Genomic DNA, 18,596 nt, shown 5'->3' with positions numbered 1-18,596 from the left:
GCGGCGGGGAGCACCCTGGGCTGTCCGCCGTCACGCCCGCGCCGTCCTCCCTCCCCGCCCGCGCCGGCGGGCACCGGCCCACCTCGGGGCGTGGCCCGTACCGGCGTGTGGCGACGCACGGGCCTCGCGTGCCGCACAAACGCCTCCGCCCCCGCCCGGTGTCCCGGGCGAGGGCGGTCGGTGGAGGCGGGTTCGGCCGTCAGGGCCAGCTCCCGTCGTCCAGGTCGTAGGAGGTCCGGCGTACGACGATGTCGCCGATGATGGTGTGGGCGTGGATGTGGACGGCGTCGGAGCGGTCCGCGCAGGCGCCGGGGACGACGAGGTCCAGGGAGCGGTAGACGGTGCCGACGTGCGAGTCGAGGTCGAGCAGGGTCGGCACGCCCAGGGCGACGCCGACCTCCAGCTTGCCGGACGCGGTCTCCAGCACGAGCGGCCCGCGCGTGGTCTCGTCGATGCGGATGTCGCCCTGCGAGGCCCGCGCCTCCACCTCGGCGTGCGCCCGCCCGATGTGGAGGTCGCCGCTGTCCGCGTACACGCGTACGTCGCCCCTGACCTCGCCGATCTCCGAGTTGCCCTTGGTCCGGTTGAGCTGGACGCCCGCCTCGGCGACCCGGATGTGCACGTCGCCGCCCTCGGCCAGGGCCTCCACGTCGCCGTGGGCGTGCGCCACGGTGACGTTGCCGAGGATCGAGGTCAGGTGGAGCGGCCCCGCCTGGTCCACCTCGATGTGTCCGCAGTCGGTGCTGAGCCGGCACTCCCCCAGGCGGCCCACGCACACGAAGTCGGCGGCCAGCGCGTCCCCGCGGACCCGGGAACCGGTCGGCAGCTCGATGTCGATGACCACCGCGCCGCCGCCCAGCGCGAAGCCGCGCGGGTTGGGCGCGCTCACCACGAGTTCTCCGGCCGCGAAGGCGACGCGGGCCTGCTGCGCGGTCGCCACGTCGCGCGGGTCGGAACGGTCGTTCGGACGTACCTCCACCACCGTGTCGGTGCGGGCGCCCGCAGCGATCCGGACGCTGCCGACGTTCAGCTCGATGGTGGCCAGGATCGGTTGAGGAGTCTCGAATTCCGGCATGACGAACCCTTTGGCGGATGGCAAGCAGCCCGTGGACACGCTGGGGCGCCACGGGCTGCGGGGGGGGGAATCGGCGGACGGGTGCCGCACCGTCAGTTGGTGCGGTCCTTGTTGAAGTGCTTCATGGCCCAGACGAAGCCGAGCAGCGTGAGGCCGGCGCACCAGGCGACGGCGATCCACGCGTTGTTGCCGATCTCGGTGCCGAGGAGCAGCCCGCGCAGGGTCTCGATCATCGGCGTGAAGGGCTGGTACTCGGCGAAGTAGCGCAGGCCGGTCGGCATGGTGTCGGTCGGCACGATGCCGGAGCCGACGAAGGGCAGCAGGATCAGCGGGAAAGGGGCGTTGCTGGCCGCGTCCAGGGTCTTCGCCGCGAGGCCGAAGGCGACGCCGAGCCAGGTCAGGGCGAGGCTGGCGGCGGCGAGCAGCGCGAGGGCCGCGAGCCACTCGACCGCGGTGGCGTTGGGCCTGAAGCCCATGGCCCAGGCCACCGCGAGGACGAGCGCCATGCTGGTGAGGGTCTGCAGGACCGAGGAGATGACGCGGGCGATGAGGATGGCCGGACGGAAGATGGCCATCGTCTTGAACCGCGCGATGATGCCCTCGGTCATGTCCACGGAGGTGGACACGGCGGTGCCCAGGGAGCCGGTGGCGGCGGTCATGATGATCAGACCGGGCAGGACGTAGTTGACGTAGTCGTCACCGCCGCCGAGGGGGGAGACGCCCTCCCCCAGCACGTTGCCGAAGACGTAGACGAACAGCAGCAGGAACAGGACCGGGATGCCGACGATGGACAGCGCGGTGGTGGGGTAGCGCAGCTGGTTCTTGATGTTGCGGCGCAGCAGGGTGGCGGAGTCGGCGACCGCGTAGGTGACGGTGCTCATACCAGGGCTCCATTCTCGGTGTCGGCGCCGACGGTGCCGGCGGGCGCGGGCTTGCTGGTGTCGGGGGTCTGGCCGGTCAGGGCGAGGAAGACGTCGTCCAGGTCCGGGGTCTTGAGCGTCAGCTCGCCGACGGTGGTGACGTCGAGCCGGGCGAGGACGCTCTGGACGGCCGCGGCGCTGCCGTCGCTCGGGACCCGCAGCGTCATCGAGTCCTCGTCGCGGCTGAGCGGGGTGCCGTCCAGTGCGGCGGCGGCCACGGCGAGCGCGGCGGGGCTGGTGAACCGCAGGTCGATGCTGCCGCCGGGGATCTGCCGCTTGAGCTGCTCGGGAGTGCCCTGGGCGACGAGCCGGCCGCCGTTGAGGACCGCGATGCGGTCGGCGAGCTGGTCGGCCTCCTCCAGGTACTGGGTGGTCAGGAACAGCGTGACGCCGTCGGCGACCAGGTCGCGCAGCAGGTCCCACATCGCCCGGCGCACCCGCGGGTCCAGTCCGGTGGTGGGCTCGTCCAGGAAGATCACCCGCGGGGCGCCGACCAGGGTCATCGCCAGGTCCAGGCGCCGCTTCATGCCGCCGGAGTAGGTCAGCACCGGCTTGCGCGCCGCCTCCACCAGGTCGAACTGCTCGATCAGCCGGGCGCAGCGCTCCTTGGCCACCCGCTTGTCCAGGTGCCACAGCCGACCCATCAGGGCGAGGTTCTCCTCCGCGTTCAGGAAGGGGTCGACCGCGGAGAACTGGCCCGTGACGCCGATGCTGCCGCGGACACCGTCGGGGTCGGCGGCCAGGTCGTGCCCGGCCACCGTCACCCGGCCCTCGTCCGCCTTCAGCAGCGTCGAGAGGATCTTCACGGTCGTGGTCTTGCCGGCGCCGTTGGGACCCAGGAGCGAGAACACCGATCCGGCCGGGATCTCGAGATCCACTCCGTCCAGTACCCGGTGCTCGCCGTACGCCTTGCGCAGACCGACAACCGAAATCGCCGTACTCACCATCTCAATCCTCCTCACTGACTTGCACGCCGTTCAAGTCCTCACCGTAGAGGTGACTTGCACACTGTGCAAGTGCTGATTCGCACCTGACTTGAACTTTGTGCAATCCGAATTTCTGATCTAGCCTGAGCTCATGCCCCGTGACACGCTGACCCGCGAGCAGATCGTGCGCGCAGCCATCGAGCTGCTGGACGCCGAAGGTCTCGAGGGCCTGAACATGCGCAGTCTCGGCAAGCGCCTCGACTCGGCGGCCACGGCCGTGTACTGGCACGTGAAGAACAAGGACAACCTCGTCGTCCTGGCCGGGAACGAGGTGTGGAACGAGGTCGGGCTACCCGACCTGGACACCGTCGGCTGGCGCACGGCGGCGGCCACGATGGCGGGTGACCTGTACCGCATGGTCACCAAGCACCCCTGGCTGGTGATGGCCTTCGCCTCGCAGCCCCTGTACGGGGAGAACAAGGCCCGCCACGACGACCACAGCCTCGCGGTCTTCGAGAAGGCCGGTTTCGTCGGCGTGGAGGCCGACCAGGCGGCGGCCACGGTCTTCACGTTCGTGCTCGGCCACTCCATCGGCCTGTCGGCCACCCTGTCGGTGAACCGGCGTCTGACCAATGCCGGCCGCAACGCCCAGGAAGCGATCAGGGAGACGATGGCGCAGGCGACGGAGATCGCGATGGGCTTCCCCCGTCTGCGCTCCCGCGTCGACTCCTATGCCGGCACCGAGTACGGGGCCGCGCCCGAGCACAGCTTCGAGTTCGGCCTCCAGGCCATCCTGGACGGACTCGAGCGCCGGCTCGGCAGCCGATCGCTGCCGCCGCCGGACCGGGCCGGTGCGCAGGACCTGGACCGCGTCCATCGGTGACTCCCGTCGGTCGGTGAGGGGCTGGGCCCTCTGGGTTCCTGTTCCCTCGGCATCTGTCGCCTCGGTACGACCACGACGTTATGGGGTCCGCTTATCGGTGCCTTATCGACGCGGTATCAGGCCCCGGACGTGCGAGGTCCCCGCCGGTGGCACCGACGGGGACGGGAGGGGGGCGCCGCGGGTCAGGAGGTGCGCACCGCCAGGGAACGCACTCCGGTGAACTCGGGCGAGCCGAAGAAGACCGGCGGGACGTCCGGGTCCACCCGGAGCGTCGGGAAGCGGTCCAGGAGCAGGTTGAAGACCACCCGGGTCTCCACCCGGGCCATCGCCGCGCCGACGCAGTAGTGGGCCCCGCGCCCGTACCCGAGGTGCTGGTTCGGGGCGCGGCCCACGTCGAAGGCGTCCGCGTCGGGGAACTGGCGCGGGTCGCGGTTGGCGGCGCCCAGCTGGATGCTGACCATCCGGTCCTTGGGGATCTTCACCCCGCCCACCTCGACGTCCGTCTCGGTGGCCCGGTAGGAGGTGGTCGCCGGGGTGAAGTACCGCATGACCTCCTCGAACATGCTCGGCACCAGCGAGCGGTCGGCCCGCACCCGGGCTGCCTGGCCGGGGAAGGACTCCAGGCAGAGCATGGTGTTGCCGATGAGGATCGGGCTGGTGAGGTGCCCCGCGCCCAGCACCGCCACGGCGAAGTTGATGATCTCGTCGCGGGCCATCGGGCTGCCGTCGAGGTAGCGGAACTCCAGCATCAGGCTGAGCAGGTCCTGCCGGGGCTCCTTGGCGCGCTCGTCGATGATCTCGCCCAGGAAGTCGCGCAGCGGCAGCAGCGGGCCGAGCAGCGAGTCGAAGTACTCCTCGCCGCCCTCGCCGACCGTGCTCATCTGGACGTCCGCGTCCATCGTCTGGTCGACGGCCTTGAACATGTGCCGCTGCTCGGGCGGGGTGCCCAGCAGCTCGCTGAAGAGGATGCCCGACAGGTCGTCGATGAAGTCGCCCAGCAGGTCGAACCGGTCCCGGCCGGCCAGCTCGGCCAGCAGCTCGTCGCCGAGGCCGGTGATCCGGCCCTCCAGGTCCTCCATCCGCTTGGGACTGAAGGCCCGGCCCACCTGGCGGCGCATGTGGATGTGCTCGGGCCCATTCATCTGGGCCATGTCGCCCTTGATGAGCCGGGCCTGCTCCTCGTCCACGTCGAACAGGCGGGTGGAGTCGGCCGAGAACGACTCGGAGTCGTTCAGGACCTCCAGCACCTCCGGGTACCCGGCGACCTGCCACACCCCGAGGGCCTCGTCGAAGGCGACTTTCTCCTCCGGCAGCCGACCGCGCAGCCAGTACTTGTCGGGACCGAGGCCCCAACGGTCCGCGAAGGCGGTCACCGGGCCCCGCCCCGCCCGGTCAGGACGTGCATCGAGCGCACGCCCACCATGTCCTCCGAGGGGAAGAACGTGGTCGGCCGCTCGGGGTCGGTCCGGAAGTCCGGGTAGCGGTCGAGCAGGGCGTTGACGGCTATCCGCCCCTCCAGGCGGGCGAGCCGGGCGCCCAGGCAGAAGTGCACGCCGTGCCCGAAGACCACGTGCGCGTTGGGGGTGCGCTCGGGGCGGAACTCGTCGGGGCCGTCGAAGCGCAGCGGGTCGCGGTTGGCGGCGCTCACCCACGGCAGGATCATCTGCTCGGCCGGGATGGTGACCCCGCCCAGCTCGACCTCGCGGGTGGTGACCCGGGACAGGGTGGCGGCCGGCGGCAGCAGCCGCAGCGCCTCCTCGATCGCGCCCGGCACCAGCGAGCGGTCCGCGCGCACCCGGTCCCGCTTGTCGGGCTCGGTGTCCAGGCACGCCATGGTGTTGCCGACCATCATCGTGCTGGTGATGTGCCCGGTGATCAGCAGGACGTTGGCGATGTTGACGATCTCGGTGTCGGTGAGCCGCTCGCCCTCCTCCTCGGCCTGGGTGAGGTAGGTCAGCAGGTCCTCACGGGGGTTCTTCCGCCGCTCCACCACCTGGCCGAGCATGTAGTCGAGCAGCGGCTGGAGGCGCTTCTCCGCGTCGTGGATCTGCTCCTCGATCCCGTCGCCGCCGGCCACGAAGTCGATGCCCGCCATGTTCTCGATGATGTCGAACGCGGCGCCCTTGAACAGGTCGAAGTCCTTGCTGTCGATCCCGAGCATGTCGGCGATCACCCGCACCGGCAGCGGGTAGGCGAGGTCGGCGACCAGCTCGAAGGAGCCCTTCTCGTCGACCGCGTCGAGCAGTTCGCCGGTGATCTTCCGGATGGCGGGTTCGAGGTTGGACACCACCCGCGGGGTGAAGGCACGCCCGATGAGCTTGCGGTACTTGGTCTGCTCCGGCGGGTCCATCTGGGAGATGTCGCCCTGCTGGAACTTCTCGTCCACCTGCACGGCGGCATAGGCGGCCGTGCGGGCGGAGAAGGTCTCGTGGTCACCGAGTACCTGCTCGACCTCGGCGAAACCGTAGACGTTCCACGCGCCGAACGCCTCGCTGAACTCGACGGGCTTCTCGGGCCGGATGCCGCGCAGCCAGGGGCTGTTGGGGTGGAAGTTCCACCGCTCGACGACTTTCGACATGGCGAAGTTGATTCCTCTCGCTGGTGTCCGTGCTCGCTGGTGTCGCTGCGCTACTTCTCCGCGGCCATGGCCGCCCGCAGGCTCTTGGGCCGCAGGTCGGTCCAGTTCTGTTCGACGTACTCCAGGCACTCGGCGCGGCCCGCCGGACCGAAGACGGCCCGCCAGCCGGCCGGCACGTCCGAGAAGGTCGGCCAGAGGGAGTGCTGGTCCTCGTCGTTCACCACCACCTGGAACTGGCCGCTCTCGTCGTCGAAGGGGTTGCTGCTCATATGTCGAATCTCCGTTTCGTCTCCCGGCCGATGAGCCGGCAGATCTCGTCGGCCGACCCGGCGTCGATCAGGTCGTGGTGGGTGCTCTCGATGTCGTACTGCGTGACGGACCCCGTGATGTACGGCCCCCACAGGTCCCCGTAGCGGGCGTCCGGGTTGGGCACCGCGTTGAAGAACAGCGCGTCGCCGTGGAAGACCGGTGAGGTGAACTTGGGCGTCAGCGAGGTGTGGTTGACGATGACCCGGACCGCGTCGTCGAGGAACGCCTCGTGGTCCCCGGAGCCGACGCCGCTGGTGAGGTGCTCGCGGAAGTACTCCCGCAGGGCTGCGGGTGCCGGAGCCGGCTGGGTCGCCAGGTAGTCGCCGGGCACGCTGTCCAGCAGCACCAGGAACGCCACCTCGTGGCCGCGTTCCTGGAGGCGGGCGGCGACGGCCTGGGCGAGGGTGCCGCCGATGGAGTACCCGGCCAGGTGGAAGGGGCCCTCGGGCTGGACGGCCAGGATCTCCGCCACGTAGTCGAGGACCATCTCGTCCAGTGACTCCGGCAGCCGGGCCGCCCCGTCGAAGCCCTTCGCCTGGATGCCGTGGATGGTCCGGTACTGGGGCAGCCGGCCGCCGAAGCCCAGGTAGGGCCAGCAGATGCCGCCGCCGGGGTGCACGAACCACAGCGGCGGCCCGTCGTCGCCCGCGGCCCGGGTGCCGCCGCCCTTGATGGACAGCACCGGTGCGAAGGGATCACCGGACAGCCCCGAGTCGCCCTCCGCCTCCAGGAACACGACCAGTTCGGCGACGGTCGGCGCGTCGAAGACCGCGCGCAGGGGCAGTGCGACGCCGAGGACCACTCCGATGCGGCTGATCAGCCGGGCGGCGAGCAGCGAGTGCCCGCCGCGGGTGAAGAACGAGTCGTCGATGGTCACCGAGTCCAGGCCCAGCACCTCGGCGAACAGGCCGCACAGGATCTCCTCACGGGTGGTGCGCGGCGCCCGCCCTGCCGACTCGCCGGCGTAGTCGGGGACCGGCAGCGCCCGCTTGTCGAGCTTGCCGCTCAGGGTCAGCGGCACCTCGTCGATCACCGCGAGCGCGGCGGGCACCATGTGCTGCGGCAGTCGCGCCCGCACCAGTTCGCGCACCTCGGACACCAGCTCCGGATCGCCGGCCCGGTCCGCGGTGGGCACCAGGTAGCCGGCCAGCCGGCGGTCGCCGCCACTGCCGTCCACGACCACCACGGCCTGGTCGACGCCCGGATGGGCCCGCAGCCCCGCCTGCACCTCGCCCAGTTCGATCCGGAAGCCGCGGATCTTGACCTGGTCGTCGGCCCGCCCGTGGAAGACGAGCGCCCCGTCGGCGGTCCACGCCACCACGTCGCCGGTGCGGTACATCCGCTCCCCGGGCCCGCCGAACGGGCAGACCACGAAGCGGGCGGCGGTCACGGTGGGCCGGCCGACGTAGCCGCGGGCGAGGCCGGGACCGGCGATGTACAGCTCACCGGGCACCCCGGCCGGGACCGGCCGGAGCGCCGCGTCGAGCACGTACAGCCGGGTGTTGTGGATGGGCGTGCCGATCGGGAACACCCGGTCCTCGGCGGCCAGCGGGGCGCTCATGGTGGCGCACACGGTGGTCTCGGTCGGGCCGTAGACGTTCATCATCCGGCGGCCGGGCGCCCACTGGGCGACCAGCTCGGGCGACGGCGCCTCACCGCCGACCAGCAGCGAGACCACGCTGCTCAGCGAGCCGGCGGGCAGCGCGGCCAGCATCGACGGCGGCAGCATCATGTGCGTGACCCGGTGCCGGTCCACCGTCGCGGCCAGCGGCGGGCCGGGCGCCAGCTCCTCCTTGTCGGCGAGGACCAGGGTCGCGCCGGACAGCAGCACCGTGAACATCTCGCACAGGGAGACGTCGAAGCTGGGCGAGACCAGCTGGAGCATCCGGCTGCCGGCCCCCACCGCCATCCGCTCGACGTGGGCGTCGACCAGGCTCGCCACGCCCCGGTGGGTGACCACGGTGCCCTTGGGCAGACCGGTCGAGCCGGAGGTGTAGATGACGTACGCGGCGCTGTCGGGGTTGGTGCCCCGGGCCACGCGCGGTACGTGCCCGCCGCCGGACGGCACCCGGTCCACCCGGACCGTGGCCAGGCCATGCCCGTCCGTCACCGCGGCCGCGGAGGCGTCCACCACCGCGAGCCGGGCCCCGGAGTCGGCCAGCATGTAGGCGATCCGCTCGGCCGGGTAGGTGTGGTCGACCGGCAGGTACACACCGCCCGCCTTGGTCACCCCGAGCAGGGCGACGACGAGGTCCGGGGAGCGGCGGGTGGCCACCGCCACCACGGTCTCCGGGCCCACGCCCCGCTCGCGCAGCGCGTACGCCAGCCGGTCGGCGCGCTCGTCGAGTTCCCGGTACGTCACCCGCTGGTCCTCGAAGAGCAGCGCGGTGGCGTCGGGCGTGGCGGCGGCCCGGCGTTCGAACTGGTCGGCGATGGTGCCGGCGGCCGTCGGTGCCGCCGTGTCGTTGAAGCCGTCGAGCAGTCGCCGCCGCTCCTCGTCGGGCTGGAGGGCGACCGCGGCGACGGGCAGGTCCGGGTCGGCCGCGATCCGGGTGAGCACCCGGCCGAGCCGGTCCGCGATGCCCTCGGCCACCGCCGCCTCGAAGTGGTCCTGCTGGTACTCCATGACGACGTGCAGCCGGTCGTCGGCGGCGGCCGCGACACCGAGCGGGTAGTGCGTGCCGTTGCCGGTGCCGACACCGGTGATGGCGATGCCGCCGTTGGCGTCGGCGTCGGCGAGGCCGTCCCGCTCCATCGGGAAGGACTCGAAGACCACCACGGTGTCGAACAGCGTGGTCAGTCCGGCGGTCCGGCAGATGTCGGTGAGCCCGACGTGATGATGGTCCATCAGCGCGCCCTGCCGGTCCTGGAGCGCGGTGAGCACCTGGCGCAGGCTCTGCCAGGGCGACAGCTCCGCGCGTACGGGCAGGGTGTTGATGAACAGGCCGACCATGGACTCCACCCCGGGCACGGCGGGCGGCCGGCCGGAGACGGTGGTGCCGAAGACCACGTCCTGCCGGCCGGTGATCCCGGCCAGGACGATCGCCCAGGCGCCCTGCACCAGGGTGCTGAGCGTGACGCCCAGCTCGGCGGCGACGCCGATCAGTTCACGGGCGGTCTCCGGGGACAGCGGGATGTCGGCCTGTCCCACCCGGCGCGCGTCGGCCCGCACGCTCGTGTCGGTCACGACCAGCGTCGGCTCCTCCACCCCGGCCAGCTCGGTCCGCCAGGCCCGGTCGGAGGCCGCCGGGTCCTGCTCCGACAGCCAGCGCAGGAAGTCGCCGTACCGGTGGGCCCGCGGCAGGACGGAGGGGTCGCCCCCGGAGCCGTACAGCCGCAGCAGTTCGCCCATCAGGATGCTCAGCGACCAGCCGTCCAGCAGGGCGTGGTGGGAGGTCAGCACGAGCTGGGCCTCGTCCGCGCCGGTCAGGGCGAGGGTGATCCGCAGCAGCGGGGGCCGGGCCGGGTCGAAGTGGTCCGCCTCGTCCTCGGCGAGCAGCCGCCGCAGGGCCTCGGCGCGCGCGGCGTCGTCCAGCTCCCGCAGGTCGGCGAGGTGCCAGGGCAGTTCGACCGCGTCGAGCACCAACTGCACCAGCTCGCCCGCCCGGTTCGACACGAAGGCGGTGCGCAGGTTGGCGTACCGGTCGAGCAGCGCCTGCCCGGCGGCCCGCATCCGCTCCGGTTCGACGGCACCGGACAGGGCGTAGACGACCTGCACGTGGTAGGCGTCGTACGAGGTGTCCGCGAGCATCGACTCGAACAGCAGGCCGTGCTGGAGCGGGGTGAGCGGCCATACGTCCGTGAGCGAGGGAAAGCGTGCCTCCCAGCGTTCCAGTTCGCCCTGGCGTACGTCGACCAGCGGCACGTCGGACGGGGTCAGCCCGCCGGCGTCCGGCCGGGCGGCGTGCCGGGCCAGACCGGTGAGGGCGGTGCCCCACAGGTCGGCCAGCTCCCGGACCTCCTCGCGGGAGAGCACGCCGGTCGGGAACCCGAAGCGGACGGCGAGCGCCGGGCCGTCCTCGGTGTCCGTCACCGCGGCGTTGATCTCCAGGGTGGACATCACGGGCATGTCGGCGTCGGGGACGGCGATCAGCTCGTTCATCCCCGGGGTCTGCGTGAAACCGAGCCCGCGCAGATCCTCCGGCATGTCCGTGCCGGCCGAGAACTGGCCCAGGTAGTTGAAGGCGATCTGCCCGGTCGGGTGCCCGGCGAGCACCGCCGCCGTCTCCTCGTTCAGGTAACGCAGCAGCCCATGGCCCATGCCCTTGTCGGGGATGCGCAGCAACTGCTCCTTGACCGCCTTCACCACCTGCCCGGCCGCCGCCCCGCCCGCCAGCGCCTCCTCGACATCGGCGTCCCCGACGTCGAGACGGACCGGGAACATGCTGGTGAACCAGCCGACCGTGCGCGAGAGGTCCGCGCCCGGGACCACGGCCTCCTCACGCCCGTGGCCCTCCAGCTTCACCAGCAGCGACGACTCGTCGACCCCCCGGTCCCGCCGCCAACGCGCCACCGCCAGCGCCAGCGCGCTCAGCAGCCCGTCGTTCACCCCGCCACGGAACGCCGCCGGGACGGTGGTCAGCAGGGCCTCGGTGACCTCGGAGGGCAGCCTCAGCCAAACGTGGTCCACGGTGGACACCACGTCGGTCGCGGGGTCGAGCGGGCGGGCGCCGATCAGCGGATCCGGCCCCTCCACGACCGACCGCCACAGCTCCAGCTCGGCGACCCGCTCCGGCGACGACGCCTCCTCCACCAGGGCGTGCGCCCAACGGCGCACGGAGGTGCCGACCGCGGGCAGTTCCGGGACGCGGTCGTCGCGGACCTGCTTCCAGGCCTCGGCGAGGTCGGGCAGGAGGATGCGCCAGGACACACCGTCCACGACCAGGTGATGCAGCACGATCACCAGCCGGCCACCGGATGGCGCGTCGAACCACACGAACCGCGCCATCACCCCCGCTGCCGGGTCCAACAAACCCGTCGCCGTGTCGAGTTCGCGTGCGGCCAGCTCGTACCAGGCCGCATCCCAGGACCCGTCGGCCGCCACCCGCTCGACCAGCGCGGCCACGTCGACAGAACCGGGAGCGCCGACCTCCAGGCCGCCCTCCACCAGCCGCGAACGCAGCAGATCGTGCCGGTCCCACACCGCCGACAGCGTGGCCACCAGCCCCGCCCGGTCGATCCCCGCCGGCAGATCCACCACCGACGACATCGTGAACCGGCCGTACCCACCCCCCAGCTCCAGCAGATACCGCGCCACCGGCAACAACGGCACGAAACCGATCCCGCCGCCCGCCAGCTCCTCCAGCTCGACCGCGGCCCCGCGCCCGGCGGCGACCCGGGCCAGCTCGGCCACCGTGCGGTGCTGGAAGACCTCGCGCGGGGTCACCTCCACGCCCCGGGCACGTGCCCGGGAGACGACCTGGATGGAGCGGATGCTGTCACCGCCCACGACGAAGAAGTCGTCGTCCACACCGACCCGGTCCACGCCCAGCACCTCGGCGAACACAGCGGCGAGGATCTTCTCCGGCTCCGAGACCGGCGCCCGGTAGGTCTCGTTCCGGACGGCCGGCGCCGGCAGGGCGGCCCGGTCGAGCTTGCCGTTGGGGGCCAGGGGCAGCCGGTCCAGGACCACGAACGCGGACGGCACCATGTACTCGGGCAGCCGGGCCGAGACGAACCTGCGCAGCTCCGGCACCGACACCCCCGCCGTCAGGTCGAGGGTGTTGCGCTCCCGGCCGGAGTCCTCGGCTCCCGGGCGGGCGGGGACGACGTACCCGACGAGCTGCTTGGCGCCGCCCTTGCCCTCGCGGACGACGACGGTCGCCTGCCCGACCGAGGGATGGGCGGCGAGGGCCGCCTCCACCTCGCCCGGCTCGATGCGCAGACCGCGGATCTTCACCTGACCGTCGCCCCGGCCGACGTACTCCAGTTGCCCGTCCCGGTTCCAGCGGACCAGGTCGCCGGTGCGGTACATGCGCGAGCCCGCCGGACCGAACGGGTCGGGCACGAACCGTTCCGCCGTCAGTCCCGGCCGGTCGTGGTAGCCGCGGGCCACCGAGCCGCCCGCCACGTACAGCTCGCCGGGGACACCGGGAGGCACCGGCAGCAGGCCGTCGCCCAGGACGCGCACCCGGGCCCCGTCCAGCGGGGTGCCGATCGGGGCGCCGGGCCCGTCCGCCTCCTCCTGGTCGCCCCGGAGGGTGTGGGCGCTGGCGTAGAAGGTCTCGGTCTGGCCGTAGCCGTTGACCACCCGCACCCCGGGGAAGGCGGTGCGCGCCCGCCGCACCAGGGCGGCGGGCAGGGGCTCGCCCGCGAAGACGAGGGTGCCCACCCGTACCTTGCCGGCGATCCGGTCGAGGAGTTCGGCGAAGACCGACGGGACCGAGCTGACGACGGTCCCCTGCCAGTCGTCCCGTTCGCCCAGCTCCAGCACGTCGCGAACCACGTCGACCGTGGCCCCGGTGGTGAGCGCCGTCATGATCTCGAACACGGACACGTCGAAGTTGACGGAGGTGCCCGCCAGGACCCGGCCGCCCGGCTCCAGACCGACGGCGGCCACCAGGGAGGGCAGGCAGGCCGCGATGTTGCGGTGGGTGATCGTGACGCCCTTGGGGACACCGGTCGAGCCCGAGGTGTACATCACGTACGCCGCGTTGTCGGGGTGCACGGGGGCGAGCGCACCGCTGGTGCCGGCGGGCTCGGCGTCCAGGGCGGCCGGGCACAGGACCGGCACGTCGTGCGGGGGCAGCGCGGCCGCCGACTCCGCGTCGGCGAGGAGCAGCCGGGGGCGGGCCTGCTCCAGCATCAGGCCGAGGCGGGCGCTGGGGAAGCGCGGGTCGATCGGCAGGTAGGCGGCGCCCGACTTGAGGATGCCGAGCATCGCCACGACCAGATCGGCGGAACGCGGCAGCGCCAGACCCACCAGGGACTCCGCGCCCACTCCCCGTCCGCGCAGGGCGCGCGCCAGCCGGTCGGCCCGCTCGTCCAGCTCCCGGTAGGTGAGGACCCGGTCGCCGCAGACGACGGCGGTCTCCTCCGGGCGGGCCGCGGCCTGCGCCCCGACGAGGCCGGGCACGGTGGCGTCGGGGGCGGCGCTGCCGGGACCGGCGAGAGCGTCCAGCCGCTCGCCCTCGCCCGGCAGCAGGAGTCCGGGCAGGCCGATCCGCCGCTCGGGGGCCTCGACCAGCTGCTCGACCAGGTGCACGAAGCGGGCCGCGAGGTCCTCGACGGTGCCCCGGTCGAACAGGTCGGTGGCGTACTCGAGATGGCCGATCACGCCCTGGCCGGGGATGTCGCCCATGTTGAAGAACAGGTCGAACTTGGCGGTGCCGGTGAAGGACGGCTCCCAGGCCACCTCCAGGCCGCGCATCCGGAAGTTCTCCCGGGTGATGTTCTGCCAGGCGAACATCACCTGGAACAGCGGGTGGTAAGCGGTGGAGCGCTCCGGGTTGAGCAGTTCCACCAGCCGCTCGAAGGGCGCGTCCTGGTTGTCGTAGGCGGTGAGCGCCTTGTCCCGGACCGGGCCGAGGACGTCGGCGAAGGACGGGTGTCCGGACAGGTCGGCACGGAGCACCCAGGTGTTGACGAAGAAGCCGACCATGTCGGCGAGGGCGTCGTCGGTGCGGTTGGCGATCGGGGAGCCGATGGTGATGTCCTCGCCGCCGCCGAGCCGGCCGAGCAGCACCGCGAGGGCGGACTGGAGCACCATCGCGGCCGTGGCGCCCCGGTCGTGGGCGAGCCGCTCGACGGCCTCCGCGACGTGCGGGGGCAGGGCGAACTCCACGACGTCGCCGCGGTGGCTGGGCGCGGACGGCCGCGGCCGGTCGGTGGGCAGCCGCAGCGGCTGCGGTACGCCGGCCAGTTCCCGGCGCCAGTAGGCGGCCTGGGCGTGCAGCACACCGCCGGGGTCGTTCTCGTCGCCGAGCAGTTCGCGCTGCCACAGGGTGTAGTCGACGTACTGGACGGGCAGCTCCGGCCAGTCCGGGGCGGCGGCTCCCAGGCGGGCCGCGTAGGCCGTGGCCATGTCGCGGGCGAGCGGGGCGATGGACTCGCCGTCGACGGCGATGTGGTGGATGACCAGCGCCAGCAGGTGCTCTTGCGCCCCGAGCCGCAGCAGCGTGGTGCGGGTGGGGATCTCCGTGGCGAGGTCGAAGGGGCGGCCGAGCACGCCCTCCAGCGCGGCGTCGGCGCCCTCCGGGCCGGTCTCGACGAGCGGGGTGGTCAGGTCCACCTCGTCCGCGGGCAGCACCCGCTGGTACGGGGTGCCGTCCTCCTCGCCGATCACGGTGCGCAGCACCTCGTGCCGGGCGACCACGTCCCGCAGCGCCTCCCGCAGCGCGGCGACGTCCAGGGTGCCCCGCAGGCGCAGGACGAAGGCGTGGTTATAGGTCGCCGAGGGCCCTTCGAAGCGGTCCACGAACCACAGCCGGGTCTGCGCGTACGACAGCGGCACCCGCTCCGGGCGGGTGCGCGCGCCGCTCAGCAGCGGCCGGGCCGGGCCGCCCGCCGCAAGGTGCCCGGCGAGCCGGGCGACGGTGGGCGCGTTGAACACCGTCCGGACGCCGATCTCGGCGCCCAGTTCGGCACGGACCCGGTTGACCAGGCGGGTGGCCAGCAGGGAGTGGCCGCCGCGGACGAAGAAGTCGTCGTCGATGCCGACCCGGTCCACGCCGAGCACGTCGGCGAACAGGCGGCACAGCACGTCCTCGGTCGTGGTGCGGGGTGCCCGGTGGGCGACGCCGGTGAACTCCGGTTCGGGCAGGGCGGCCCGGTCCACCTTGCCGTTGGGCAGCAGCGGGAACCGCTCCAGCGGCACGAACGCGGTCGGCACCATGTGGTCGGGCAGCTTGGCGGACATGAAGTCGCGCAGGTCGCCGGGGGTCTCGTCGCCGGCCGGGACCACGTACGCGGCGAGGTACTTGGAGGTGCCGCCGCCGTGTCCCTCGCGGGCGACGACCACGGCCTGGGCGACACCGGGGTGCGCGGTCAGGGCCGCCTCCACCTCGCCGGGTTCCACCCGCACGCCGCGGATCTTGACCTGGCCGTCGCCGCGGCCGACGTACTCCAGCCTGCCGTCGGCGGTCCACCGGGCCAGGTCGCCGGTGCGGTACATGCGCGACCCGGGCGGCCCGTAGGGATCGGGCACGAACCGTTCCGCGGTCAGCGCCGCCCGGCCGCGGTAGCCGCGGGCCAGGGAGTCGCCGGCCACGTACAACTCGCCGGTCACGCCCTGCGGCACCGGGCCGAGGCCCGCGCCGAGCACATGGGCGCGGACGTGTTCCAGCGGCTCGCCGATGGGCGCGGCGCCCTCACCGCCGAACTCGTCGTCCGGGCCGAGGGTGAAGGCGGTGGCGTAGAACGACTCGGTCTGGCCGTAGCCGTTGACCACGCGCAGTCCGGGGAAGGCCTGCCGGGCGCGGGCCACCAGCGCGGCCGGCAGTCCCTCGCCCGCGAACACCACGGCGCGCGGGCTGATCCGTCCCGGCAGGCCGTCGAGCAGTTCGGCGAAGGCCGACGGCACCGAGCTGATCACGTCGGCGTCCCAGTCGTCCCGCTCGCCCAGCTCCAGCACGTCCCGGACCAGTTCGACGGTGCCGCCGTGGGTCAGCGTGGTGAAGATCTCGAACACGGACACGTCGAAGTTGACGGAGGCGCCGGCCAGCATGCGGGTGCCGGCCCGGACGCCGACGGCCTCGGCCAGCGAGGGCAGGCAGCCGGTGACGTTGCGGTGGGTGAGCGTGACGCCCTTGGGGGCCCCGGTGGAGCCCGAGGTGTACATCACGTACGCCACGTTGTCCGGGTGCGGCCCGTCCGCGAGGGGCGTCGGGTCGTCGCCCTCGGCCGCCGCGAGGTGCAGCACGGGCAGGCCGGTGTCGGGGAGGGCGGCGGCGGAGACGGGGTCGGTGAGGATCAGCGCGGGTGCCGCGTCGCCGAGCACGAACTCCAGGCGCCGGCTCGGGTACTCGGGATCCACCGGCACGTATCCGGCTCCGGCCTTCAGCACGCCGAGCAGCCCCACGACCAGGTCGCAGGTGCGCGGCAGGGCGACGGCCACCAGCGTCTCCGGGCCGGCGCCGTGCTCGCGCAGCCGGTGCGCCACCCGGTTCGCCCGCTCGTCGAGTTCGCGGTACGTCAGCCGCCGTCCGCCCGAGACCACGGCCACCGCTTCCGGCACGGCCGCCGCCCGTTCCTCGAACCGGCCGGGGACCGTCGCGTCCGGCGCCCCGGTGGCCGCGGCACCGCCGCGCACCCGCTCCCGCTCGGCCGGGGTCAGCACGTCCACCGTGCCGACGGGCACCCAGGGCTCGGTCACCAGGGAGTGCAGCACCCGCTCCAGGCGCCCGGCGAGGGTCTGCGCCGCGGCCCGGTCCAGGGCGTGCGGCTGGTACTGCAGGGACAGCCGCAGGTGGGGGTCGGCGTCGGCCATGACGGTCACCGGGTAGTGGGTGCCGCTGAACGGCGTGATGCCGGTGATGGCGACACCCGCCGTGTCGTTGGCCTCGCTCAGGCCGACGTGGTCGACCGGGTAGGACTCGAAGACGACCAGGGTGTCGAAGAGGGTGCCGGTCCCCACGGCCCGGTGGATCTCGGTCAGCCCGTAGTGGTGGTGGTCGAGCAGCGCGCCCTGCCGTGCCTGGAGCCCCGCGAGCAGCTCGGCGAAGGTCTCGCCGGGCGCGATCCGCACCCGCACGGGCAGGGTGTTGATGAACAGGCCGACCATGGACTCCACGTCCGGCACGGCCGGCGGCCGCCCGGAGACCGTGGCACCGAACACCACGTCCTGGCTGCCCGTCAGCTGTCCCAGGAGCACCGCCCAGGCGCCCTGCACCAGGGTGTTGAGGGTGACGCCGAGGTCGGCGGCGCGGGCCGAGAGGTCGAGGGCGAGCTGCGGGGCGAGGGGTACGTCGACATGGCCGACGTCGTCCACGCGGGCCCCGGCGTCCTTCTCCCGGGCGAGCAGCGTCGGCTCGTCGAACCCGGCCAGTTCGTCGGCCCAGGCCCGGGCGGACGCGGTGCGGTCCTGGCGTTCCTGCCACACCAGGAAGTCGCGGTAGGAGCGGACCCTGGGCAGGGCGGAGGGGTCGCCCCCGGAGCCGTACAGCCGCAGCAGGTCCTGCATCAGCGTCGGCACCGACCAGCCGTCGAACAGCACGTGGTGCGCGGTGAGGACCAGGACCGCGCGCTCCGGGCCGCGGCGCACCAGGGTGCAGCGCAGCAGCGGCGGGGTGGCGGGGTCGAAGCGCTCGACGCGGTCCTCGGCCAGCAGCCGCTGGAACTCCTCCTCGCCGGCCCCGGTCAGGTCCAGGTGGCGCCAGGGCAGTACGACGTCGTCGAGGACCAGCTGCGCGAGGTCCCCGGAGCCGTCGGGGACGAAGGCGGTGCGCAGGTTGGCGTACCGGTCGAGCAGTGCCTGCCCGGCGGCCCGCATCCGCTCCGGGTCGACGGCGCCGGACAGGTGGTAGGCGAACTGCATCTGGTAGGCGTCCTGGGTCGCCTCCGACACCTCGGACTCGAAGAGCAGGCCCTGCTGGAGCGGGGTCGTGGGCCACACGTCCGTCAGGGACGGGAAGCGTGCCTCCCAGCGTTCCAGGTCCCGTTGGCGCACCGGGGCCAGCAGCACGTCGGACGGGGTCAGCCCGCCGGCGTCCGGCCGGGCGGCGTGCCGGGCCAGACCGGTGAGGGCGGTGCCCCACAGGTCGGCCAGCTCCCGGACCTCCTCGCGGGAGAGCACGCCGGTCGGGAACCCGACACGGGCGGTGAGCCGGCCCGACTCGGTGACGAGCGCGTTGATCTCCAGGGTGGACATCACCGGCATGTCGGCGTCGGGGACGGCGATCAGCTCGTTCATCCCCGGGGTCTGCGTGAAACCGAGCCCGCGCAGATCCTCCGGCATGTCCGTGCCGGC

8 protein-coding genes are annotated in these 18,596 nt (G+C 72.9%); 1 reads left to right on the top strand and 7 read right to left on the bottom strand.

What is annotated here, in order from left to right:
- Nucleotides 1–199: 199 nt before the first annotated feature.
- The 3 genes from ACZ6IM_RS37785 to ACZ6IM_RS37775 all read right to left on the bottom strand — a co-directional run bounded on the left by ACZ6IM_RS37785 (nt 200) and on the right by ACZ6IM_RS37775 (nt 2,942).
- Nucleotides 200–1,075, bottom strand: a complete 876-nt coding sequence (locus ACZ6IM_RS37785; RefSeq protein WP_469563189.1) for a DUF4097 family beta strand repeat-containing protein — start codon at nt 1,073–1,075, stop codon at nt 200–202.
- Nucleotides 1,076–1,167: 92 nt separating this feature from the next.
- Nucleotides 1,168–1,956: an ABC transporter permease gene (locus ACZ6IM_RS37780; RefSeq protein ID WP_052843169.1), complete on the bottom strand. Its 789-nt coding sequence runs from the start codon at nt 1,954–1,956 to the stop codon at nt 1,168–1,170.
- Entirely contained in the window at nt 1,953–2,942 is a 990-nt protein-coding gene (locus ACZ6IM_RS37775) for an ATP-binding cassette domain-containing protein (protein ID WP_052843170.1), read from the bottom strand. Before ACZ6IM_RS37775 ends, ACZ6IM_RS37780 begins: the two co-directional genes overlap by 4 nt.
- Nucleotides 2,943–3,072: 130 nt before the next feature.
- Here ACZ6IM_RS37775 and ACZ6IM_RS37770 point away from each other — a divergent pair, with 130 nt between their 5' ends.
- Nucleotides 3,073–3,804: a TetR/AcrR family transcriptional regulator C-terminal domain-containing protein gene (locus tag ACZ6IM_RS37770; protein WP_052843171.1), complete on the top strand. Its 732-nt coding sequence runs from the start codon at nt 3,073–3,075 to the stop codon at nt 3,802–3,804.
- A 182-nt stretch (nt 3,805–3,986) separates the two neighbouring features.
- Here the strand turns inward: ACZ6IM_RS37770 and ACZ6IM_RS37765 are convergent, their stop codons facing one another.
- From ACZ6IM_RS37765 to ACZ6IM_RS37750, 4 genes are read right to left on the bottom strand one after another with little or no spacing between them, the layout of a single operon-like run.
- Nucleotides 3,987–5,177, bottom strand: a complete 1,191-nt coding sequence (locus tag ACZ6IM_RS37765; protein ID WP_052843172.1) for a cytochrome P450 — start codon at nt 5,175–5,177, stop codon at nt 3,987–3,989.
- Nucleotides 5,174–6,382, bottom strand: coding sequence for a cytochrome P450 (locus tag ACZ6IM_RS37760; protein ID WP_052843173.1), 1,209 nt, complete (start codon nt 6,380–6,382; stop codon nt 5,174–5,176). Before ACZ6IM_RS37760 ends, ACZ6IM_RS37765 begins: the two co-directional genes overlap by 4 nt.
- A 50-nt stretch (nt 6,383–6,432) precedes the next feature.
- On the bottom strand, nt 6,433–6,651 hold the full coding sequence (locus ACZ6IM_RS37755) for an MbtH family protein (RefSeq protein WP_052843174.1): 219 nt from the start codon (nt 6,649–6,651) through the stop codon (nt 6,433–6,435).
- Nucleotides 6,648–18,539, bottom strand: coding sequence for an amino acid adenylation domain-containing protein (locus ACZ6IM_RS37750; RefSeq protein ID WP_469563181.1), 11,892 nt, complete (start codon nt 18,537–18,539; stop codon nt 6,648–6,650). Before ACZ6IM_RS37750 ends, ACZ6IM_RS37755 begins: the two co-directional genes overlap by 4 nt.
- Nucleotides 18,540–18,596 lie beyond the last annotated feature (57 nt).

The sequence above is a fragment of the Streptomyces sp. NPDC042336 genome, from assembly GCF_055581985.1.
The sequence above is the reverse complement of the archived record's forward strand: the minus strand, read 5'-3'. Positions and strand labels throughout refer to the sequence as shown.

What these genes read in the sequence shown, in the direction of transcription:
- ACZ6IM_RS37755 (WP_052843174.1), bottom strand. Translation starts at nt 6,651, where the DNA reads ATGAGCAGCAACCCCTTCGACGACGAGAGCGGCCAGTTCCAGGTGGTG.
- ACZ6IM_RS37785 (WP_469563189.1), bottom strand. Translation starts at nt 1,075, where the DNA reads ATGCCGGAATTCGAGACTCCTCAACCGATCCTGGCCACCATCGAGCTG.
- ACZ6IM_RS37775 (WP_052843170.1), bottom strand. Translation starts at nt 2,942, where the DNA reads ATGGTGAGTACGGCGATTTCGGTTGTCGGTCTGCGCAAGGCGTACGGC.
- ACZ6IM_RS37750 (WP_469563181.1), bottom strand. Translation starts at nt 18,539, where the DNA reads ATGAACGAGCTGATCGCCGTCCCCGACGCCGACATGCCGGTGATGTCC.
- ACZ6IM_RS37780 (WP_052843169.1), bottom strand. Translation starts at nt 1,956, where the DNA reads ATGAGCACCGTCACCTACGCGGTCGCCGACTCCGCCACCCTGCTGCGC.
- ACZ6IM_RS37760 (WP_052843173.1), bottom strand. Translation starts at nt 6,382, where the DNA reads ATGTCGAAAGTCGTCGAGCGGTGGAACTTCCACCCCAACAGCCCCTGG.
- ACZ6IM_RS37770 (WP_052843171.1), top strand. Translation starts at nt 3,073, where the DNA reads ATGCCCCGTGACACGCTGACCCGCGAGCAGATCGTGCGCGCAGCCATC.